Consider the following 23,067-nt stretch of genomic DNA (forward strand, 5'->3'; position numbering starts at 1 on the left):
GTTAGTTTCTTTGATAACGGTCCGCTTCGATCGCTTGAGTAGTTAGGAAGATTCCCAGCAGAATATAACTGAGGAGAATGACTAAACTACTACTGTCAAAAATTCCCCGCACGAAATTGTTAAAGGGTTGATACCAAGATAGATGGGAGAGCAATTCTTTCAGGAAAAATCCGATCTGTTCTCCCACTTCTCCTCCGATGCGATCTCGAAAAAAGGTTTCGGCATTGTTAGCAATTACATCCAGTATCCAGATAAATAAGATGGTGATAAAGGTGATGATGTAAGCAAGGATAGAACTATTGGTAAGGGAAGAAATAAACATCCCGATGGCTAGGATGGCCGCTGCCAGTAAAATTAATCCTAGATGAGCCATTAAAACACTGGCTATATTCACTGGGGGAACTGCGCTACTAAAAACTACTATTTCATAAATCCAGAGGGGGGTAATCATCACGGTAAAAAAGGCCAGCACTCCCAATAATTTACCGATGGCTATACTCCAATTGGTCAGGGGGGAAGTGGCTAAAAGTTCTAGGGTTCCCTGTTTTTTTTCCTCTGCGTATAATCCCATGGATAGGGCTGGCAAAATTACCAACAATAAAGAGGATAAAATCATGCCGATGAAAGTGGTCATAAATTCAGATACCACATCTCTGGCTACCAGAAATCCCGATTGTTCCTGGATACTAACATCGAGAATAATGCCGTAGAGAAGGGAGTTAAAGAAAAATCCCGCTACTAACCAAAATATGCCCATAATTATATAGGCATTGGCGGCGGTAAAATAGCTTTGAAATTCCTTGCGAAAAATCGCCCAGATATTATTGATCATGCCTCTCCTCTTGGTGATTACTTTCCCCGCTGCCGATTACTTCCAGAAAGATATCTTCTAGGGTTTTACGGGTGCGACGCATTTCTAATAGGTTATAACCATTGTTGACAACTATTCTAGCAATTTCTGCCCCTAGGTTTGTCCCCGCTTGACCAACAATTTTGAGCAGGTTATCGCCGACTTTTGCTGCTTGTTCGACTTGCGGCAGTTGTTGAAGGATTTCTAGCAGGGAATCCCTATCACCATCAATCTCAATTTCATAACTGGAACCGGCAGGGGTAGCGGTAGTAATATTATTGGCCACGATGCGACCCCGATTAATAATTGTCGCTCGATCGCAGGTAATACTCACTTCTGGTAAAATATGAGTGGAGAGAATAATTGTATGTTCTCCCGCTAAACTTTTAATCAGATTTCTCACCTCGATAATCTGTTTCGGATCCAATCCTACTGTCGGTTCATCTAAAATAATTACCGGTGGATCGTGTATGATCGCTTGGGCAATTCCTACACGCTGTTTATAACCTTTGGATAACTTGCGGATAATAACTTTTCTTTTTTCTAGTAACTGACATTTGCTTAAAACTAAATCTACCCGCGCTTTTCTATCCCCCGATGAGATACCTTTAATCCGTGCCACAAAATCGAGAAAACTTTCCACGGTCATCTCTGGATACAAGGGGGGATTTTCGGGAAGATAACCAATGCGACGACGCACTTCTAAGGATTGTTGATGCACATCGTATCCTGCTATCCTTGCTGTTCCTGTCGTGGCAGGAATATAACCGGATAAAATCCTCATAGTCGTGGTTTTTCCCGCTCCATTTGGTCCTAGGAAACCGAGAATTTCTCCTTTTTCTACGGTAAAATCCACGTCACTGATTGCCGCGGTAGAACCATAAATTTTACTCAGATGTTCGACTTCAATCATAAGCTTTATCAGTTATCAGTTATCAGTTATCAGTTACCAGATGGGAGTTTTCAGTCAATAGTGTTAAGTGACAAGTTCGGAGCTTTCTTTTAACTCGACGGAATCTAAAACCTAATTTGTTAAGCTAGAAGATTTTATGGACTTAGTTTCTAACCTTCTTTTTGGGTAGGAGAATTGCCAGATTCTTTCTTTTGCCTCTTGCCTCTTGCCTCTTGCCTCTTGCCTACTGCTCACTGATAACTGATTTTTCCCAGACTATGATCCCGATTAATTTCTACCACTAGATCTGCTTGTTTGAGCAGGGGTGGGAGAAATAATTGCGGATGTAAACTTTTCCAAAAATACTTGACAAATTCCTCGATTTCTGATGGGTTCATACCTCCTTTTGTTTCGGCCGCCTGTCGCCATTGTAAACTGTAACGGTAGTCAAGGGGATAAAGAATCAGTAAGCGATCGATTTTTGACCAGAGGGGTAGATATTCTCGCAATCTTTGATTATTATCCCTGGCGAATTGTCGGTCTTCTTCGCTATTAATCGGATCGGGGGCATGATCAAAGACTGTTTCTTCTACTGGATTCATGCCCACAAACCAACCCTCGAAAAAAAGAATATCAACTCGTTCCACTTGTTCCGCTGCAATTCTATCTCCTTGTCCTCGATGCAGGGACTTGTCAAACCGCGGGATTAAAATCGGACTTTCTTGCTGACAAACCTGTTCTAAAACTTTAATTCCTAATGCTATATCATGAGTACCCGGTGGACCACGCCAGCGCAATCTTTCATCCTTTTGACGCAATTTTATTCGCTCATTATAGGTCTTATAAATATCATCTAAAGAGAGATTATTTACTTTTAAATCAAAATAGGCTAAAATAATCGACATTATGGATGTTAAGGTGGTCTTACCCGTGCCTTGAGGGGCCAAAATGCCTTGAATCAACGGTTTTGCGTGGCTGCGTAGCTGTAGCGCCCAGGGAATCCAGAAGCGCCAACAGCTGATCAAAATCTGATTTGGCTGATTTATCCCTAACTCCTGACATTTTTGCCAGACTCGCGGCCAGAGAATCGTTAATAGTTCCGCCCTTTCCTGTAGGATCAGAGGGTTAGTCTCCCTAAAATTTAAGGATTCGATCGCTAGTAATTCTTCTAGATCCGCCTCAGTTAAGGGATTTTTGTCGATTAATCCCTGTAAAATCGTCAAAATCTTCATAGCTGTTATTCAGGAGTAATTCTCTGGGGTTAGCCACCCATACCAGCAGATTAATCCCGCTCAAGATTTTTTTTGAGAGTGTTTTTTAGGGTTATTTGCCCAAAAATGAAGGGTTTGCAGGCAGGCACGGATTCCCATTATATATATAAGTATATGTCAAGTTCCGTTTTTGGTCAAGGGGTTTGGCTAAAAATCTCTAGCTTGGTCTCCAGTTTCTCAATCGGTTAGACTAAGAATTATTCACATTACTTAACAAAACGGCCGATGAATACAGCTGCTCTGACGATAAGGCAAAATTGGCAATGGCAAGGAAATTCTATACACTATGTGCAAGCGGGTACTAGAGTTGCGGGAAAACCCCCGTTACTATTAGTCCACGGTTTTGGCGCTTCCACCGACCATTGGCGAAAAAATGTGCAAGGTTTAGCCTCAGAATGGGAGGTATGGGCGATCGATCTGTTAGGATTTGGTAGATCAGCTAAACCGGATATTGTCTATAGTGGCAATCTTTGGCAGCAACAATTAAATGATTTTATCAAGGAAGTTGTGGGCCAACCGACGGTTTTAGCGGGTAATTCTCTGGGGGGTTACGCTTCTCTCTGTGTGGCTGCTAATCATTCCGAGAATGTTCGGGGATTAATTCTCCTCAATAGCGCCGGTCCCTTTAGCGATACAGAAAGCAATCGTCAGCCTAATTTAGCACAAAAATTACTGCGATCGATGCTGCTGCAACCTTGGGCCAGTTATCTCTTATTTCTCTATACCCGTCAACCCAAAACTATCCGCAAAACCCTAGAGAAAGTATATCTCGATCGCAGTGCCATTACTGAGCAGTTAATAGAAGATATCCGTCGTCCTTCCCTGGATGCGGGAGCAGCCAAAGTTTTTGCTTCTGTGTTTAAATCTCCCCGGGGGGAAAATGTGGATATTCTCCTGCAAAAGTTAAGTTGTCCCCTGTTGATGTTATGGGGTGAAGGGGACCCTTGGATGAATACTAGGGAACGCGGGGCCAAATTCCGTCAATACTATCCTTCTCTCACAGAATATTATCTAACTGCCGGTCATTGTCCCCACGATGAAATTCCCACAGAGGTTAACCAGTTGATTAGTGATTGGGTGAAAAGCTTATAGGTAGTTAGGGACCGGTTATCAGGTTTTTATTTTTTTGACGCTTATTTGACCTGAAAAAAGAGGGTTCGCAGGAAGGCACGGATTCCCATTATATATATAAGTATCTGTCAAGTGCGGGGATTTGTCAAGGGTTTTTTTGAAGAAATCTGCTGGAATTTCAGGGGAGAAAATCGGAATCGAGGATTTGTTCGGGACTATAGGGGCAGCTTTCGGCAAAGATAGCGGCCGGTAATTGGCTTTTTTGTCGGACTCGCTTCACTGCTTTGGGGTAAATAACGGCGATTCTGGTTAAAAAATAGTTATAAAGGGTTTTAGACTCCAATAAAAGTTCTAATTCCACCCGAAAGTTACCGATTTCGTCCTGCCATCCCCGCGCACATCTTTCTCGTTCCTCCGGCCAGTATTGGTAGAGAAGCAGATGAATGAGCAATTGTAGGAGATAACTATCTACTTTATGTCTCTGTTCGTTTCCCAATGCTTCGATTTCTTCTTCGAGATGTTCCCAATCTAATACATTTGTCTGTCTTTGTCGCAGTTGTTTGGCCGTTTCTTCTAACCAAGCAGGATAGTCCTGTTCGTATAAGTCTTTAGTTGTCATAACCTATCCTCTTTAGCGCTGGTCAGGTATTAGGTTTTTATTTTTTTGACGCTTATCTAACCTAAAAAAAGAGGGTTCGCAGGCAGGCACGGATTCCCATTCTATATATAAGTATCTGTCAAGTGCGGGGATTTGTCAAGGATTTTTTCAAAAAAATCTGCCAGAATTTGGCTGGTAGTATAAGAGATTGTTTCACCTTTGCCTGTGGGTTACAAAAGCGTTTGACAAGGCAGTTACCTGTAATGTCGGCTTGAAGGAACCCTTTGTTTCACCTCGGAGATGAAAGGTTCGGCCAATATAGAACAGCACTTCGACACATTTCGACACGCTCAATGTAAAAGCTCAGTGTCCACACTTCGACAGATTTCGACAGATTTCGACACGCTCAATGTAAAGGCTCAATGTAAAAGCTCAGTGACACGAAGCACAACTAATAGTTAGGAGAATCCTGATTCTCGACATATTTTTTAAGTTGGTCTATCGTAACACCACCACAACCAGCCACGAAATACGTCCCTGTCCACAAAACCCGTTTGTCTTGCCAATAAATCTTTTAAAAATGGTTAGGATAATTGTCCCAGATTAATTGGCAAGAAGTTGCTTTTAGGTTGACTATTAACCCACTTAAGAGCATCAGGGGTGGGTAAGTAAGAAGAATTCGAACATGGTCTGATCCTAAATCCGTTGAGTATAGGTTAGTTATGAGGAGAGGCACTCATGCAAAAAGGGGAATAAATAATCAGTCTTTAATAACCGGATTTAGTATAACTAAACAGCGATCGCTGATAATGAACTGAATATCAAAAATCGGACTACAATAATGCTATTATCAAATATCTGGGTGGGATTAATCGGCAATCATGGTTAAGTTTAGCAAGTACCTAAAGAGGCTTGGGATTGTTGCTGGAGTGGCTTTTTTGTTGTTGGTTACTCACCGAGCGGCTCCCCGAAAGGCAGTGGAAAATGAGCAGATGAAGGGGGTTTGGTTAACCAATATTGGCACGATATTGTTACATCACACTACGTCCTTAGATGAGGTGTTAAATCATCTTTCGCGATCGGGTTATGACCGGGTGTATTTTAGTGTTTATGGGTTTAGGGGAACGCTTTATCCGACTTCCCAACGTCCGACGAATTGGTTGTTTGTGCCGCCGTTGAGCAATCCCTGGAGGGCAGCGGTTAAGGAGTCTTTACGGCAGGGTTTGAAGCCATTTGCTTGGTTTGAGTATGGTTTGATGTTATCGCCTAAGGATCCCATTGCCAAAAAGCATCCGGATTGGCTATTAAAAACGCCCGCAGGGAAGACGGTGGTGGAAACCAATGTCTGGTTAGATCCGGCGAATCCGCAGGTACAAGCCTATCTTTTGGGGAATATGGAAGATATTTTAAAAGAAAAAGATTTGGCGGGGATTCAGTTAGATGATCATTGGGCGGTTCCGCGTGTTTTTGGTAATAAAAGTCAGGCTTTAACGAATTTAACCCGCAAGTTGCACGATCATGTCAAGGCGATTAATCCCAAGTTGGTGGTGAGTCTTTCGCCTAATCCTCACTCTTTTGCGGTGAATAAATATAATCAAAATTGGTTGGCTTGGGTGCGTCAAGGGATTGTGGATGAGGTGGTCTTACAGATCTATCGGAAAACTCCCAATCAGGTGGCGGCGAGTCTTTCGGGATCGGGACTGGCGACAGCTTCCCGGTATGTGCCGGTGGGGGTGGGTTTATATGCGGGTTGGAATCCTGATTTTTCCTTAAAGGGTTTACAAGCTCAGGTGAGGACGGTGGAGCGTCAGGGTTATGGCTATTCGTTATTTTGTTGGGAATTTGTGGTCATGCGTTATCTTTTTAATCATATTCCTCGGTTTTAAGTAGGTAGGCGTTAAAAATTATCAGATCCCCCCGCCTATCGGCACCCCCCTTATCAAGGGGGGCAGGGGGTATCGAACCTAAAATCCATTTTTAATTTAATTATAACCAGCTACTTAACGGGCTAAACAATCAAGATGCTCAAGTTAACTTTTTTTGGGTTGTCTGAAATACCCAGTTAATATTATAATTTTTTTATCTCAGTCAATGAATCGGTCATCAGACGCTTATGAGTTTAATTCAAGAAGGAATAAAAAAAGGCTTAATTAAGTTAGATGATGAGCAGAAATATATTACCTATATTAATCAAAATAAAAAGCGAAATTATAGCAATCCTGAAGAACAGGTACAAGCTGAGACTTTTTTAAAATTAGTTTTGACCTATGGTTATGCTCAAAAGCGGATTCGGTTATTTGTTCCCGTAGCAATGGGATCATCGACCAAAGAAGCGGATATTATTGTTTATAATGATGATGGGCATAAATCCCCTCATATCGTTGTTGAATGTAAAAAACAAGAGGTTTCAGAATTAGAATTTACTCAGGCAGTAGAGCAGGGTTTTAGTTATGCGGTGGCGGAAGGAGCGAAATATGTTTGGATAACTTCCGGTATTAAAGATGAATATTATCAAGTACCAACAGAAAAGCCAAAGGAAAGAATTACTATCACTGATATTCCACAATCGGGAGTGGAAACATTAGCGCGTTTTAAATATGCTAAAGGTGGTGGTATTTCTAATGGACAAAAGTTATTTGAGTTAACAGTAGTTACAGAGGATGAGTTAACCCGTCGTTTTAAGCAGGCTCATCAATCCTTATGGGGAGGGGGAGAGTTGAATCCCTCAGAGGCTTTTGACGAGTTAGATAAGCTAATTTTTTGTAAAATTTGGGATGAAAAGAAAGCTCGCAAGGTAGGGGAACCCTACGATTTTCAGATCTTTAGTGTTGCACCTAAAGCTAATGAAAAAGAGGAGGAAAGAAAACAACGGGAAAATAAGCAATTAAGTGAGCGCATTAAGGCTTTATATGAAGAAGGTCGTCGAGCAGATGCAGAAGTTTTTAAGGATGATATTCGCTTAAGTCCAGAGAAGTTGCGGACGGTGGTGGGTTATTTGGAAAGTATTAATTTAGGCGAAACAGACTTAGATAGTAAGGGTCGAGCTTTTGAGACGTTTATGGGGTCATTTTTTCGCGGAGATTTTGGGCAGTATTTTACACCTCGACCAATTGTTAAGTTTATTGTGGATGTACTACCCATCAAGCACAATTCTTTAGTTTTAGACACATCTTGTGGAAGCGGTGGTTTTCTGCTTCATGCGTTAGAGAAGGTTCGTACGGAAGCTGATGAATACTATCCCAATTATCAAACGGATCCGAAAGAATATAACAAACATTATCAGCATTGGCATAATTTTGCTCAGAGTAATTTGTTTGGCATTGAAATTAATGAACAGATTGCCCGGGTTGCCAAAATGAATATGATTATCCATGATGATGGTCATACCAATGTAATTGCGGCGGATGGTTTACGCGATAGTGAAGATTTAATTAAACGGACAGAAAATAAAGGCTTTACATATAATCGCTTTGATTTTGTTATTACTAATCCGCCTTTTGGTTCGGTTATTAAACAAACGGAACAGGCTTATATATCCCAATATAGCTTTGCGATGAAGGCGGTAGATTGGTTAAATCCTAAAAGTAGGACAACGGAGCGGGACAGCCAAAGTACAGAAGTTTTATTTCTTGAGCAATGTCATCGTTTTTTAAAGGAAGGTGGCTATTTAGCGATGGTGGTTCCTGATGGTATTTTGACTAATTCAAGTTTGCAGTATGTGAGGGATGGAATCGAGGAAAAATATCGCATTGTGGCGGTGGTTTCGATGCCTCAGACGGCTTTTTCTGCAACGGGAGCGGGGGTTAAAAGTTCGGTTTTATTTTTGAAAAAGTATTCGCAAGCAGTAACGGAAAGTATTCAACAGGCTAAACTGGCTTTACAGGATCAAATTAAGCAAGGTAATGATTATTTAAAGTTATTGGATAAGATTGAAAATAATAAGAAGCGGCATTTAAAGGAGTTACGAGGTTTTGATAATGCTCAAAATTTGTCCGGTAAAGCGTTGACGGATTCGGAGGCTTATAAGGAGTGGAAAAAGTCGGTCACGGCGGAATATAATGACCAAATTGAGGCTTTAAAGGAGTCTTTGAGTGATCAGTATGGGGAAGAAAAGCAAAAGGTAATCGAAGATTATCCGATTTTTATGGCGATTGCCGAAAATATTGGTTATGATGCAACGGGTAAACAGACTAATAATAATGAGTTAGATTTTATTGGTCGGGAGCTTGCGCGGTTTATTGAGTCGATAGAGTCAGGTAAGGATGGTTTTTTTTTAAGTCTTGATGTGGATAAGAATAAGGTATTTTTCGTCAATTTTTTCAATCTTATTGCTAGAATTGATCCTTATTACCACAGGCCAGATTTTTTGTCGATAAGGAAAAAGTTAATAAATAATCCATTATTTAATAGGATTGGAAGATTAATATTATCTTGGAATCGAGGAGATGGACCCCGTGATGGTTTTTATACAGATGATTATCAAAATGGGGTCTATTTTCTTCGTGTAAACAATCTTAAAGAGCATACTATAAATTTAGAAGATGTTAAATACATAACTAGATATGTCCATGAAAATACTCTTAAAAGATCGCAAGTTACTGCTGGAGATGTAGTTTTTGCAATTAGTGGAACAAAAGAAAACCTTGGAACAGTTTCAATAATTCCCGATCATATTTCTGAAGCCAACTTAAATTCAGCATTGGTGACACTAAAATTAGATTGGTCAGTTATAAATAAGAAATATTTTTGTTATATGTTTGATTTAAATATAACAAGAGTTCAAATTGAATTTATTGGTAAAGGAACTGCTCAAAATAACTTAAATAATGAAGAAATATCAGAGATTCACATATTTTTACCATCTATTAAAAAACAATTAGAAATAGTTGATTTTCTTGATAAAAGTTATCTTTCAAAAAAACAAAAAGAACTGGAAGCACAGCGATTACTAGATAGTATTGATGATTATCTGTTAGGGGAGTTGGGGATTGAGTTACCCGAACCCGAAGAAAACACTATTCAAAACCGAATTTTTATCCGTAATTTAAGCGAAGTATCAGGCGATAGGTTTGATCCTTTTTATTTTCAAAAATACTATATTCATATTTTAAATAAAATCAAAAGCAAAAGTAACATAATATTGTTATCTAAGGTTTTAACCTTTTTAGAAAGTGGAAGTCGTCCTCAAGGAGGTGTTGCAAATATAGATGATGGAGTTTTAAGTTTTGGGGGTGAACATATTAATAATCGATGTGAAATTGAAATTAATAACCCCAAATATATCCCCCATGAATATCACAATTCACATAAATTAACAGAAACAAGACTTAATGATATTTTGCTTGTAAAAGATGGTGCAACTACTGGTAAGATAGGAATTATTTTACAAGAAAAATATTCGGGACAAAACATCAATGAACACTTGTTTTTAATAAGATGCTCTAGCTTGATCAATCCCATATACTTGCTAAATTATCTAAGCTCAAAAATAGGGAGTGTGCAGCTTAAAAGGGAAATAACAGGAGCAACTGTTACAGGAATAACAAAAAACGTAGTTAAGCATTTAAAAATAATATTACCCCCCATTGAAAAACAAATCGAAATTAGTGAGCATATCACGGCAATTCGTAATCAAGCCAAACAACTCCAACAACAAGCCAAAGACGACCTAGAAAAAGCTAAACAGGAAGTCGAAGCCATGATTTTAGGTGATGACTAAAAGCCTAATTTATCTTGAAAACCGTTAAATTAAGTAGCTGGTTATAATTAAATTAAAAATGGATTTTGCCTTTAATCCCCCCTTGATCCCCCCTTGATAAGGTAGGGTTGATTCATGAATCAACCCTACCCTTGATAAGGGTGGTGTCTGATAATTTTTAACGCCTACCTACTTAAAAAGGAGAAAATCTCAGGCAAACTTTCATAAAAGAAACCCTTAAAGTTGGGTTTCTACGAAACTGAGGGTCTTCACCCTAACATTTTTAATACACTCGACCGCGCCAACTTTGGGGACGGGTAAAAGCAGAGATAAAAATGCGGATAACTGCCAGCGGATCCGCTAGGGGAGATAGCCAAAATAATCCTGAAGATAGATTGACTTTTTCGCCCCGATAGTAACTAGGAGAGACAGCCAATAAAAGGGCAAAGCGAATCAATAACAGCAGCAGGTTTAAAGTCAAAACAATTTTTAAACTCAGGAAATTGTAGCCAAAAATCAAAGCTGTGAGCAGTAAAGGAGTGATAATTATCGGTAATCCCTGAGTAAGAGCTAATAAAGCTAAATCGCCCCATAATTGCCCCTGATAGGAGGCATCTTTGAGGTCAAGAGATCTGCCCCATTCGCGCCAAGTTTCCTTGAGTCCTTCGTACATCCGCACGCGAATCAACTTCGCCCCATCGAGAAATCCCACCCGATAGCCTTTCGTTGCCGCTAGACGGGCGAGGGTGACATCATCGCAAAAAGAACCTTTTGCCCCGCTATAACCGTCTAAAGCCGCTAAAACTGACCGCCGGCAGAGAAAACATTGACCATTGGCCATGACTCGTTCGGGATCTTGCCCGCGCACTCCGGCCGCATCAAAGCGATAGAGCAAAGTCATCAATAAAGCCGGCTGTAACCACCATTCTCCCGGATAGGAGAGGATAAATTGCGGCGACAGGGAAACTAAATCGTAACCTTCTGCGATCGCAGCTTTAACTAAACTAGCGACTAAATTTGCTTGGGGTTGGGTATCGGCATCAATGCCCAAAATCCAGTCACTTTTAGGAGAACTAAACAAAAAACCATTGTGTAACGCCCAGGGACGACCTACCCAATCGGGAGGCAAAGGATAATCGGTTTTCAGGCGAAAGCGGGGGTCTTTTGCCGCTATCTCCTTGACTTTTTCCCGCGTACCATCTTGGGAATTGCTATCGACAATCAGAATTTCTCGCACTTCGTAACTCTGTTGACTCAATCCCCGTAAACAACCGTCAATCCTGGCCACTTCGTTTAACGTCGGCACAATCACGCTTACTGTCCCTAACATCTCCGGGGTGGGGGGTTGGGGAGTCAGGGGAGGACGACGACGCGCCCCTTTTAGCAGACGGGAAAGAAGGATAAAAAAGGCAACAGCCTGAGACAGCAGTAGCCCCAGGCAGAATGCACCGAGAATTATCTCAGTTAACAACTTATTTGGCTCCTCTCACCGAAACAACGGGGATTTTTAGGGTTGTTACTTCGCTGGTTGGCACTGTTTGCCCAGAAGCAACAGCTTGGGCGCGATTATAGAGGAGTATTAAAGGCAGAACACCGGTGAGTAATCCTAGGAAAATCGGCGGATAAATACCAGCACCGATACTCATGACCGTAGCAAAGCCAAAATTACCTAAATACATCACAAAAGGTAGGGTTAAATCTTGACTTGGCAGTTTCACCGGTTGCACTTGCCAAATTAAAGTGGCTACCGTCATAAAAACACAGCCTGTACCGAACCAACCGGCAAAATTTTCATAGGGCATCCCAAAGAAGGCCCCCGGTTGTTCCCAAATCCAGAAGGGTATGGTAGTTTGACTCATGGCCGGATCTAGGACAAAATCCCAGGAAGTTAATAATACCGCCCCGATAGCGATCGATCCTAGATTTTGTAGCCATTGGGGTAAAGCAAGAGTGGATAAACCAACGCGAGCGATAATATAGGCACTAAAACCGAGATAAAACCAAGATAGGGGGATAGTAAAGGGTACTAAACCCGCAATTTTGTAACCTAGGCCCGAAAGATAACGATAATGACCGAAAGGAAAGCCGGTACTGGTTCCTAATAGTTCGCTACAAAGGGATAAACTGATAGCGGGAACCATGAATCCTAACCAGTGCCACACTCCTAGAGTTCGATAGGCATAAACAGCCACGGCTGCCATTCCTAACACCATATACACCACACCCCCCCCGGCCATTGACCAAGCAAAGGCGGTTTTGCCAAAATCCGGTAAATTGGCCACAAATTCGGGATGGGGCAAAACTAGCAACAATCCCGCTAGTCCAAAAGCCATCGATACAATATGACCGATGAGCAGAGCTTTTTCGATCGCAATTAGTCGTCTCATTAAATCTCTAGCACTGCGAAGGGATAATCATTTTCAAGTTTACAAATCTTTATTAAAGAATTATTACGCAGATCGGTCACTTTCGGCAAAAAAGTTTTACAGGGGTTAGGGATTTTAGTGTAGCATCGGTTTAGGAGTCAGTAGGCAGGAGTCAGTGGTCATAATAATCAATCAAATTGTCTATTTAGAGATTTTATGCTACTTTATACTTAGTTTTTTCATTTTTTCAACCCCCAAAAATTAATTATGCAAGGGGCAATGACTAAAAATGCCTGAAAATATATATAGCAGTTTTCCTCAGAATGAGGCATGGGCAAGGGGATTAAACCCTTTGTTAGCCAAACTTCTCGACACCTCAGTAACGTGAAAAGCGCTATATTAAGAATGATGCTTTTAGCCCGAAAAAATGGCACTCTAAGATTAAGTCCTCTCGATCGCCCACCAATTGCAGCGGTTCTTAAAAAAACTCTCTCCACCAGACTCACTATAATTAACACAGTAGCCTAGCTATGTCGGCAGATTCTAGACATCGGCGCCTACTTGCCAATCGATACCAACTGGTCGAGTTGATCGGTAGCGGCGCCATGGGACAAGTATATCGAGCAGAAGATAAACTCTTAGGTGGCGTAACCGTCGCCGTGAAATTTCTCTCGCAAACTCTCCTCAACAAAAGAATGCGCGGGCGTTTCGAGCGAGAGGCGACTATTTCGGCACTTTTAGGCGAAAAAAGTATTCATATTGTTAAAGTTCGTGATTATGGTGTAGATGAAAAGGAAGTCCCCTTCTACGTCATGGAATTTTTGCAAGGGGAAAGCATGAGTGAAATCATCAAATATCACCCGCTGCCTCTCTCGCGCTTCCTCAATCTCACCCGTCAGATTTGTTTCGGCCTGGAATGCGCCCATAAGGGTATTATCTTCCAAGGACAGATGTGTCCGATTATTCACCGGGACATCAAACCAGGCAATATTATCGTGATTCAGGACTCAGGATTAGGGGAATTGGTGAAAATTCTCGATTTTGGCATCGCTAAACCCATCCAATCAGGAGAAGTCCCAACCCAATCGTTTATGGGAACCTTAGCCTATTGTTCCCCAGAACAGATGGAAGGTAAAGAACTCGATCATCGTTCCGATATCTACAGTTTCGGGATTGTGATGTACGAGATGATCACGGGAGAAACGCCCCTTTTTCCCGATAATCTCTCCTTTGGCGGTTGGTATGAGGTTCACCACTACGTCGAACCCTGTCCCTTTAATTCTAGCTTGCAATTACCGCCAGAATTAGAACAGTTAATCCTACGCTGTTTAGCCAAAGCACCCAGCGATCGCCCACAAAGTGTTACAGATATACTACAAGTTCTCGAACGACTCGAACCCCTAGCCAAAAATGCTCAACCCAACAAATTGAATCGTATCGATGAAATAGTCAAAAAAATTGACGATTACACCACCAAAATCAAAACCCTTCATGATTTAGATCAAACCATTGTTTCTGCTGCTAATGCCAAGGATGTCTGTCTCAAGTCCAGTTGGCCCGAGGACAAACCCCGCCAAAAAATTGTCTTCCCACGCTGTCTCCAGGCTGCTGACGGGGTTTTTGCCAGTTTATGGGTAATGTTGGCTCGAGAAGATATCCCCGTTCGGGTTGCTAGTGTCCGTTATAATCAATTCCTCTTTTTACCCGCACCCCACCCGATGATTCTCTGGATTACTGTCCTCTATCATCGTCAACAGGGACCGCGCTGGTTGCCCTGTTATTTGGACTTAAAAACCCCCCAGGGTCAAAAAATGACCAAAACCCTCGGCGAAACCGGTCAATACTGGATTTTATTTTTCTCCCTCGAAGGCAGCAACATCTGTGAAAATGTGATCACCGCTAATATTCCCGCCAATCAACGCCAAATTTTGCAGCAATGGCTGACCGATAGTCAATCGGTCCAGGGTGGCAACCCGCAAATTAGCAAGCAGACGTTAAAACAGAAACTGGATGAACTCAAGCCCCAAATTATGGCTAAATTAGAGTCGGAATTGGCCGCGCAGCCCTAAAAAATCAGGGGGGTAAGCTAAGACGCATTTAAAGCGCTTATTCTTAAGATTAGCCGAATCTCCCCCAATCCCTTTACTGTTGCCTCTTGCAAGAGTGCCTCTTGCCTCGTCTCAACAAGCAATTTAAATGCGCGGGCAGCTTATTAACTAACCCCCCTTTTTATTGAACAAGTGCGATGGTGCGTCAGGAAATAGCAATGGGTGAAACTACTCTAGCCAGTGAAGTATTTCCGACACAAAAATGAAATCAAGTGTCACCAAAACGTTTCGTAAACAGCTTAATAATCTTCCTGCATCAGTTCAGGAACAAGCAGCAAAAGCTTATGCACTCTGGCAAGAAGATCCGTATCACCCCAGCCTTCAGTTTAAACAAGTCAGTCAAAAGCAACCGATCTACTCCGCTCGTGTCAGCCTTAACTATCGGGCTTTGGGTTTGTTAGAGTCTGAGCATATTTATTGGTACTGGATTGGCGCACATGATGAGTATTATATTCATCCTCTGTAAGCGCAGGAAATAACTGCATCGTTAAAAGCTTTGTAGATCTTATCCATAGAAAACTCCATGGCTAATACTAAATCCGTTGAGTATAGCCTACATATCAGGATAGGCAAAAGGCACTCATGCAAAAGGCAAAAGGAGGAATAGATAATCAGTCTTTAATAACTGGATTTAGTATAACAACTTCTTGCAGGCAGAACGGAGGTTGACGCTATCGGTTATTATGCAAAAATAATCGCCGTTCGGCGCTTGACCGAAGGTTCAATCGGCTGTAAACAATAATACATTTGCACTAAACCATAAAATCGGCGTTGCAGCCATCAATATCTGAATGCTAATTGTGCATCGTATCTACAAGTTAACTTAGTCCCAAGTTTTAAGAATGGCCTAGAGAACAATTCATCCTTAAAATCAGCAACGCCAAATTAATTGGCACGGATAGAATCAGAAAACAACAAGGTGCGCTACAGCTTGTAACGCACCAAAATTTTTATTAATCTCTAACCGAGATTACAGAGGTCGATAGACACGGTAATCGATATTGGGGAAAATATTATCGATTTCCTCGACTTTTTGCAACCAACCGGAGTCAATCTTCTCGGATTTCACATCTTCATAGATTTTATTTAACCGCAGCAGATGGGAACGAGTGCGCCGGACAGCATAGGGAACCATTGTACCGGTTCGCATAATAAACGCCCAATCGGAAGATTGCGCTAATAATAACTCCCGGGCCGCCTGATTTAAAGCCCGTTCCTGTAATTCATCCTCCGCTTCATGATGACTTAATTCAATCATCCGTTCCGTGCCTTTGTGCAGGTGAGGATAGAGCCAAGCGTTAGTTTCATTCAGCCAGTATTCATGGAAACCCTTATAACCCCAACTGGATTGGGAAGGACGACAGACCTGCTGAGTCGGGTTAGCCCGGAGATAATCGGCTAAATGGGTCATTTGGTAGATATTTTGGTCATACCAAGACTTACGGAACAGAAAATCAATAAACCAGGGTCCCTCATACCACCAGTGACCGAATAACTCGGCATCGTAGGGAGAAACAACCAGGGGAGGACGGCCCATAATTCCCCCTAAACTCTCCACTTGCCGCTCGCGATTATACATAAAATTGCCCGCGTGTTCGGCGGCCTTTTCTTTGGCCCAGTAGGGGTCATAAAGCCCTTTTTCCGATAAACCACCGTCCCGGCTAGTAATTTTGTGGTATTTGATGCCTATATTCTTGCGTTGACCGTTGGGCATGATATAGGGCTTAATATACTCGTATTCCGCTTCCCAGCCCAAATCTTTATAGAATTCCCGATAAACTATATCCCCCGGATAACCGACTTGGGAAGACCAAACCTGTTGAGAGGATTCGTGGTCACGACCGAAAGCGGCCACCCCGGTTTCTGTGAAAATGGGCGCGTAACTGCCGTAACGGGGGCGAGGACGACCGTAGAGAATACCGTGGCCATCGACGAGGAAATAACGAATGCCCGCATCGGCTAACATTCTTTCTACCCCTTCATAGTAGGCACATTCCGGCAACCAAATGCCCTTGGGACGACGACCGAAATTTTCTTCGTAGTGTTGACAGGCCACCTCAATTTGCGCCCACACCGCTTGTGGGTACATTTTCATCAGGGGCATATAACCGTGAGTCGCACCACAGGTGATAATTTCTAGGTTATTACTGTCGAGGAATTGTTTAAATGCCTTGACCAGATCTCGATCGTATTTTTCCCAAGTTTGTCGGATACTTTGGAAAGATTCAGCGTAATATTCGGCTAAGTAGCGAATATGACCATTGTGTTGATTATGGTCGATTTCTTTAGCGATTAATTCTTCTAACTTACCTAAGTGTTCTTCATAACGCTCTTGCAGTAACGGATCCCGCAGCATCGACACCAACGGCGGAGTCATGCTCATGGTCATTTTAAAATCGATACCATCCCGCTTGAGACCTTCAAAAACTTGCAGCAGAGGGATGTAGGTTTCTGTGATTGCCTCGTATAACCATTCTTCTTCGAGGACGTAATCGCTTTCGGGATGGCGGACGAAGGGGAGATGAGCGTGGAGAACTAGGGCAACATAGCCAAAAGCCATAGGATTTCTTCTTAGAATTAAGGAATAAAACTTTAAGATTAGGTTGAGTAGATTTTATACTATCTTAAGCTTCTACAATAAAGAATATGATAAAAGTCGATCGACGATCGATCGATTTCCTCAATCCCTAGGTTTACTAATTTTCCGATGCTCCCATCTAACGAGCCACTGACTGCTTTAGGGAGAGAGACGACAACGCCTCTCTCGATTCAACTTTTACTATTTGTTGATGACCGTCCCAGTTCTCAAGAAATTATCCGTCAAATTCAGTCCTATCTCCAGTCTTTAAAGTCTGATTACCCAATTGACCTACAGATCATCGAAATTCGCCAGCAACCTCATTTAGTCGAACATTTTCGCCTTGTAGCTACCCCTGCCTTGGTCAAAATTGCCCCCGGCCCCCGTCATACCCTCGCGGGCAGTAATCTGGTGGAACAGTTTAAAAAATGGTTGGTACGTTGGCAAAAAGCGATTAAAGAGGATATCAAAAATAATCACGCTGAGGATGGACAACGTCAAGAGATGGAACATTCGGGCGAACTCATCCGCATCGCCGATGAGGTTTTTCGTCTCAAACAGGAAAAGGAAGAATTATTAGAACAATTAAAATTTAAAGACCAAATTTTGGCTATGTTAGCCCACGATTTACGCAGCCCTCTCACCGCCGCTTCCATCGCCGTGGAAACCCTAGAATTAGCCTATCATCAACCGGATACTGAGCGCAGTCTGCAATTACGAGAACAACTGCACCAACAGGCCCGCAAACAGTTCCGGATTATGAACCGTTTGATCACAGATATTCTACAAGCTTCTAAGAGCATGGCGGCGCAATTCACTCTCCAACAGAGTAAATTTTATCTGCAATCCCTCTGTCAGGAAATTTTGTCTCAATTTACTGATACTTTTCAGGAAAAGACTTTAATTCTCCAAAGCGATATCCCCCAAGATTTGCCCCCCGTCTATGCTGATGAGGAGTTAATCCGACAGGTGATTATTAATCTCTTGGAGAATGGGATCAAATATACCCCCCCCGGCGGCGCAATTACCCTTTCTGTCCTCCATCGTACTACTCAAAAAGTACAGGTGAGCATCAGTGATACCGGCCCCGGCATTCCCGAAGAAAAACAAGAGCATATTTTTGAGGGTCATGTGCGTCTCAAACGGGATGAGGGTAAAGAAGGTTATGGCATCGGTTTATCGGTCTGTCGCAAGATTATTCGCGCCCACTACGGTCAAATTTGGGTGGATAGTGTCCCTGACCACGGCAGTAGTTTTCACTTCACCCTGCCAGTTTATCGCTAAAATGCTCCGCTAACCAATTATCAATGTCCCCTAAAACTAAGTCGGGGATTTCCCAGGGGAACAGATGGGCCGTATCCGGGTAACATTTCCACTGACACAGTTTCAGTTTTTCGGCTGTTTCTTGGCTCGAGGCACTGGTAATATGGCGATCATTTGCCCCTGCCAGAACTAAGCAGGGAATTGTAATTGTGTCAAGAGATTTTAAACAATTGTTACCTTTTTTTAAAGCCCGATTTAAAGCGCGATCGGCAGCTGGAGAAGTGCCTAAGTAGGCAGGAACAGCATCTTGAGCGAGATATTGATAGGCAATCGCTTGATGTTGTGAAAAAAGGTACTGAAACAGGGAACGACGGGCAAAAGTATCAATATTCCAACGCCACCCCGGTTTGATCTGATTGAGAATTGCCGCTATCCCCGTCAAAACTAAATCTGTGGTGGTGACGGGAGGATGACTACCCCAAGGCCGTCCGGCCGAGGCCACGAGAATTAAACCAGGAAAGCGATCGGGATACCGCAATACTAATTCCAGGGCGATTATACCCCCCAAAGACCAACCGAGAATTAAACATTGCGGGATTTTTTGGCGATCGAGCAGCCCGATTAAATCCTCTAGATGTTCTTCTAGCTGAAAATCGCGGCGATAACGACTTTTACCGTAGCCGCGCAGATCCGGGGCCAGGGTTTGCCAGCGTTGGCAAAAATGCTCAGTAAATACAGACATACTGGCTGCCGAACCGGGATGACCGTGCAGACAGAGGATCGGATAGCCATTACCTTTGATGTTAACGTTTAGAGCGATCGACATTGAGCAGTTATCAGGAGTCAGTTATCAGTTATCAGTTATCAGTTATCAGATTTGAGTTTTAAGTGAGCAGTATGTATTAAGCGAGCAGTATTAAATAGGGTCTGCTGAATAAATCTAAAAACCTTGTTGGATAAAAATTTTAGACTTTTTTCCCATCAAAAAGTGCCAGACCTTGGGGGGATCGGGGGGGAAATTTAGGCTCTTTTTCCCTGAAAATTAGGTAATTGACCCCCTGAAAATGGGTAAAACCCTACACCCCACACCCCACACCCTACACCCTACCCCCAGGAAAAACTTTTTCAGCAGACCCTAAATAGGAGTTTCCTACTGTCTTTTCACTGTTTACTGTTTACTGATCACTGATTATTGACCGGGATATATGAGCGATCGAGTCTCTGGTAAGTCATACTAGAGAATAGGAGAGAGTTGGTCTAGAGGTTGCGGGATCATTTTATCAATGATTCCGAGGAAAGTCCGAACTCCCGAAAGACCACACTTGCTGGATAACGTCCAGTGCGCGCGAGCGTGAGGATAGTGCCACAGAAAAATACCGCCCCCTTTTTTCAGTAATCAGTACACAGTAATCAGTAACGAAAGTAAATTCACTGATAACTTTCCACTGATAACTGATCACTGATAACTGATCACTGATAACTGATAACTGATAACTGATTGGGGGTAAGGGTGCAAAGGTGCGGTAAGAGCGCACCAGCAGTATCGAGAGGTACTGGCTCGGTAAACCCCGGTGGGGAGCAAGGTGGAGGGACAAAGGTTGGTCTTTTTCCTGTCCCGTTCTTAGGAACCGCTTGAGGTAATTGGTGACAATTATCCCAGATAGATAACCTCTATTCCAACAAAGGTAAAAGCAATTTTACTGCTGTTGGGAAATACAGAATTCGGCTTATGTCTGACTCTCTCCTTTATCAGTTATCAGTTATCAGGAGTCAGTATTCAGTATTCAGGAGATAGGAGATTGCTTTTATTTATTCTCCCCACACCCCACACCCCACACCCTACACCCTACACCCTACACCCCACACCCCACACCCCACACCCCACACCCCCTTCTTCCCGCTCCCATGTCCTTAAGTGATCCGCGTCGCCAAAAACAATTAAAAACCCTAGTGGAAAAGCTGGGTTTATCGGCTAATGTCCCCGTCAGGTGGGATTTATTGGATTTGGCTCTAACTCATCCCAGTGTTTCCCGTGATCAGAATTATGAACAATTAGAATTTGTGGGCGATTCTGTGGTAAGACTCGTGGCGGCGGAGGTATTGTTAGAAACCTATCCGGAGGCGCTAGTGGGAGAATTTGCCGCCCTGCGATCGATGATGGTTAGCGATCGCACTCTGGCGGAATTTGCGGATCGCTACGGTTTCGAGCGTTATTTGTTGGTATCAAGTAGTACGAGTATCGATCGGGCGGGGCGAATTTCCCGACTAGCAGACGCTTTTGAGGCGGTCTTGGGGGCTTTATATCTTAGTACACAGACGATGGTTTTAGTGCGTTCTTGGTTAGATGAGCCACTACGCGAAAAAGCGGCCGAAATTCGTCGAGATCCGGCCCGACAGAATTATAAGGATGCCTTGCAGGAGTGGACACAAGCAAAATACAAAAAACTGCCGCAATATTTAGTAAAAGAAATCAATGGTTTAGATCAGGAGCGTTTTTGTGCGGAAGTGTGGTTAAATGAGCAGAAATTAGGAGTGGGAATAGGCAGAAGCAAAAAAGCGGCGGAACAGGCAGCGGCTAAATCGGCTTTTCTAGAAGTGGTTAAAGGCTAAATGGAGATATTTTTGCCTAACGGACGAATTGCCAGAGGCGAATTTTCAAATCATAATTACCACTAGCCAAATACTGCCCATCGGGACTAAAAGCCAGGGATTCCACCCAGTCGGAATTATTATCAAACCAGGCTAACTGTTTACCCGTGGTCACATCCCATAAACGCACACCGTCATTACTGGCACTAGCGAGAATTTGTCCGTTAGGATGGAGTGCCAGGGAACGGATTCGGTTCGTATGACCGATGAGGGTAAATAATAACTTATTATTGCTCGTATCCCAGATTTTAATCGTGCGGTCTAAACTACCCGTAATTAAATTTTTACCGTCGGGAGTGTATAAAAGCTTGCTAACCGCTTGGGGATGGGCGGAAAATTTCGATAAAAATTTGCCCTCGCGGATGTCCCAAAAATGTACCGCACCGTTTTCATGACCACTAGCCAGGGTGACACCATCGGATTTCATCCCTAGGGAATAAACAAAATTACCCACCCAATTTAAACGATAGAGGGGACGGCGGGGGGGTTGCACTGTCCAGAGGCGAATTCCTTCCAAACCACCACTAATTAAGGTTTTACCATCGGGAGTAACGGTGAGGGCGAGGACAGTATTACCGTGTTCGAGGGCAATTCCTAAATACTTGCCTTCCACCAGATTCCAAAAATTAATGGAACCATCTAAACCGCTACTAACTAATAATCTTTCGTTGGGACTAATGGCTAAAGCTTTGACGCTGGTCCTTTGGGCGCGAGTTTGGGAAACTTTCTGACCTGTTTTTACCGACCAAATTCTCAGGAGAGGATCGCTATCACTACCACCAGCGAGAACCAATTGGTTATCGGGACTGAAAATCAGAGCGTTAGGGGTGGATTGTTGCCCTTCTAAGGTTTTAGCGAGGGTAAGTCTGCCTAAACCTTCTACTAGGATAGTTTCTGGGGTTTTTTCGCCACTTTCAGCTGCGGGTTTAGGGGGGGCAATAGGACTTTGGGCATGACTAAGCTGATGTTCTCCGATTGTCAGCGTGGTTAAGACACTGACCACAATTGTCCAGACAAGTTTCTCCCCACCCATCAATCGGAATTTCATAAATTTAGTTGAATATTAACGGTGCTATAGATTCTAGCCTTTGAGGGGATTGATTGCCAAGCAAGGTGAGATTTTTGAGCTAAGAAGGTCGATTTTTTTCGTTTTTCAGGGTTGGTAAAGCTACTTGACCCGATTGGGGCGGTAAATAGTATCTCGCTGTTTCTTCTCTGTTGATTGGCTTGGTTTTTTGGCTCTGTTGCCACCTGGCGAAGATAGCGATCGCCATAACCGTTGCCCCTAAAGATAGCAGTGTCCATCTTTGTCCTAGAACCCCGATGATGACATCTACTGCCGCTGCGGTAAAGATAAAGCTAGTTATTGGTTCTTGACGGTAAGCTTTCTTGAGAAAACGCGGCCAGAGGAGATTACTCATTTTATCTATTATTTCGACGGTTTCGATAATTCCAGCTTATCCTATCATCCTAGCAAAATGGTGTCGATCGGGTGATGGGGGTTTTTCAGTGATCGGTAAACAGTAATCAGTGAACAGTAATCAGTAAACAGTGAAAAGACAGTAGGCAACTGCTATTTAGGGTTGGCTGAATATCAGTGAAGCCCTAATTAAAATATCCCCGTCATGGAGATGTTTACGACAACCCATTTCAATTAATACAAGCAATTGCAGATCGTTAAAATGTTTAAAGCTAAGTACAGGACAAAAAGCTTGAAAAGTAG

Annotated in this window: 17 protein-coding genes, 1 other RNA gene and 1 pseudogene; 8 read left to right on the forward strand and 11 right to left on the reverse strand. The window is 42.8% G+C overall.

What is annotated here, in order from left to right:
- Window position 1 precedes the first annotated feature (1 nt).
- The 3 genes from RAM70_RS01440 to RAM70_RS01450 form a co-directional block, all read right to left on the reverse strand.
- Window positions 2-832: an ABC transporter permease gene (locus RAM70_RS01440; protein WP_045360060.1), complete on the reverse strand. Its 831-nt coding sequence runs from the start codon at window positions 830-832 to the stop codon at window positions 2-4.
- The gene (locus RAM70_RS01445) at window positions 822-1,763 is read right to left on the reverse strand and encodes an ABC transporter ATP-binding protein (protein WP_288002173.1); all 942 of its coding nucleotides are present in this window, start codon (window positions 1,761-1,763) and stop codon (window positions 822-824) included. Before RAM70_RS01445 ends, RAM70_RS01440 begins: the two co-directional genes overlap by 11 nt.
- A 230-nt stretch (window positions 1,764-1,993) precedes the next feature.
- Window positions 1,994-2,974, reverse strand: coding sequence for an ABC transporter ATP-binding protein (locus RAM70_RS01450; protein ID WP_312671995.1), 981 nt, complete (start codon window positions 2,972-2,974; stop codon window positions 1,994-1,996).
- A 264-nt stretch (window positions 2,975-3,238) separates the two neighbouring features.
- On the opposite strand from RAM70_RS01450, the gene RAM70_RS01455 reads away from it, so the two are divergent.
- Window positions 3,239-4,105 (forward strand): alpha/beta fold hydrolase, encoded by an 867-nt coding sequence (locus RAM70_RS01455; protein WP_312671996.1) that lies wholly within the window; start codon window positions 3,239-3,241, stop codon window positions 4,103-4,105.
- Window positions 4,106-4,262: 157 nt separating this feature from the next.
- Here RAM70_RS01455 and RAM70_RS01460 read toward each other — a convergent pair whose 3' ends face one another.
- Together RAM70_RS01460 and RAM70_RS22835 are read right to left on the reverse strand one after the other, a co-directional pair.
- Window positions 4,263-4,703, reverse strand: a complete 441-nt coding sequence (locus RAM70_RS01460; protein WP_312671997.1) for a DUF29 domain-containing protein — start codon at window positions 4,701-4,703, stop codon at window positions 4,263-4,265.
- 430 nt (window positions 4,704-5,133) lie between these two features.
- A pseudogene (locus RAM70_RS22835) lies at window positions 5,134-5,418 on the reverse strand (transposase).
- A gap of 145 nt (window positions 5,419-5,563) precedes the next feature.
- On the opposite strand from RAM70_RS22835, the gene RAM70_RS01465 reads away from it, so the two are divergent.
- Both RAM70_RS01465 and RAM70_RS01470 read left to right on the forward strand, forming a co-directional pair.
- The gene (locus RAM70_RS01465; RefSeq protein ID WP_045360053.1) at window positions 5,564-6,568 is read left to right on the forward strand and encodes a glycoside hydrolase family 10-like protein; all 1,005 of its coding nucleotides are present in this window, start codon (window positions 5,564-5,566) and stop codon (window positions 6,566-6,568) included.
- 227 nt (window positions 6,569-6,795) lie between these two features.
- The gene (locus tag RAM70_RS01470; protein WP_312671998.1) at window positions 6,796-10,401 is read left to right on the forward strand and encodes an N-6 DNA methylase; all 3,606 of its coding nucleotides are present in this window, start codon (window positions 6,796-6,798) and stop codon (window positions 10,399-10,401) included.
- A 262-nt stretch (window positions 10,402-10,663) separates the two neighbouring features.
- Here RAM70_RS01470 and cruG read toward each other — a convergent pair whose 3' ends face one another.
- Window positions 10,664-11,851, reverse strand: a complete 1,188-nt coding sequence (gene cruG / locus RAM70_RS01475; protein ID WP_045360049.1) for a 2'-O-glycosyltransferase CruG — start codon at window positions 11,849-11,851, stop codon at window positions 10,664-10,666.
- 1 nt (window position 11,852) lies between these two features.
- A complete protein-coding gene (gene cruF / locus RAM70_RS01480; RefSeq protein ID WP_045360048.1) occupies window positions 11,853-12,767 on the reverse strand; it encodes a gamma-carotene 1'-hydroxylase CruF in 915 nt (304 codons plus the stop codon).
- A 509-nt stretch (window positions 12,768-13,276) separates the two neighbouring features.
- Between cruF and RAM70_RS01485 the strand changes: the two genes are divergently transcribed.
- Entirely contained in the window at window positions 13,277-14,815 is a 1,539-nt protein-coding gene (locus RAM70_RS01485; RefSeq protein WP_312671999.1) for a serine/threonine protein kinase, read from the forward strand.
- 241 nt (window positions 14,816-15,056) lie between these two features.
- Window positions 15,057-15,320, forward strand: a complete 264-nt coding sequence (locus RAM70_RS01490) for a type II toxin-antitoxin system RelE family toxin (RefSeq protein WP_045360043.1) — start codon at window positions 15,057-15,059, stop codon at window positions 15,318-15,320.
- Window positions 15,321-15,824: 504 nt separating this feature from the next.
- On the opposite strand, the gene RAM70_RS01495 is transcribed toward RAM70_RS01490, so the two are convergent.
- Window positions 15,825-17,414 carry a glycoside hydrolase family 57 protein gene (locus RAM70_RS01495; protein WP_045360042.1) on the reverse strand — a complete coding sequence of 530 codons (1,590 nt, stop codon included), beginning with the start codon at window positions 17,412-17,414 and terminating at the stop codon, window positions 15,825-15,827.
- 147 nt (window positions 17,415-17,561) lie between these two features.
- On the opposite strand from RAM70_RS01495, the gene RAM70_RS01500 reads away from it, so the two are divergent.
- Window positions 17,562-18,716: a histidine kinase gene (locus RAM70_RS01500; RefSeq protein ID WP_190381567.1), complete on the forward strand. Its 1,155-nt coding sequence runs from the start codon at window positions 17,562-17,564 to the stop codon at window positions 18,714-18,716.
- On the opposite strand, the gene RAM70_RS01505 is transcribed toward RAM70_RS01500, so the two are convergent.
- Complete coding sequence (locus tag RAM70_RS01505; protein WP_045360038.1) at window positions 18,694-19,521, reverse strand: alpha/beta fold hydrolase; 828 nt, start codon at window positions 19,519-19,521, stop codon at window positions 18,694-18,696. The genes RAM70_RS01500 and RAM70_RS01505 overlap by 23 nt on opposite strands.
- Window positions 19,522-19,943: 422 nt before the next feature.
- On the opposite strand from RAM70_RS01505, the gene rnpB reads away from it, so the two are divergent.
- Together rnpB and rnc are read left to right on the forward strand one after the other, a co-directional pair.
- Window positions 19,944-20,440, forward strand: an RNA gene (rnpB, locus tag RAM70_RS01510) — RNase P RNA component class A.
- Between the two features lie 160 nt (window positions 20,441-20,600).
- On the forward strand, window positions 20,601-21,305 hold the full coding sequence (gene rnc, locus RAM70_RS01515) for a ribonuclease III (RefSeq protein WP_045360036.1): 705 nt from the start codon (window positions 20,601-20,603) through the stop codon (window positions 21,303-21,305).
- Between the two features lie 16 nt (window positions 21,306-21,321).
- Here the strand turns inward: rnc and RAM70_RS01520 are convergent, their stop codons facing one another.
- Window positions 21,322-22,392, reverse strand: coding sequence for a WD40 repeat domain-containing protein (locus RAM70_RS01520; protein ID WP_045360035.1), 1,071 nt, complete (start codon window positions 22,390-22,392; stop codon window positions 21,322-21,324).
- A gap of 79 nt (window positions 22,393-22,471) precedes the next feature.
- Window positions 22,472-22,765, reverse strand: coding sequence for a hypothetical protein (locus RAM70_RS01525; protein ID WP_045360033.1), 294 nt, complete (start codon window positions 22,763-22,765; stop codon window positions 22,472-22,474).
- Window positions 22,766-23,067: the final 302 nt, after the last annotated feature.

This window comes from Microcystis wesenbergii NRERC-220 (assembly GCF_032027425.1).
In the GTDB taxonomy this organism is placed as follows: Bacteria; Cyanobacteriota; Cyanobacteriia; order Cyanobacteriales; family Microcystaceae; genus Microcystis; species Microcystis wesenbergii_A.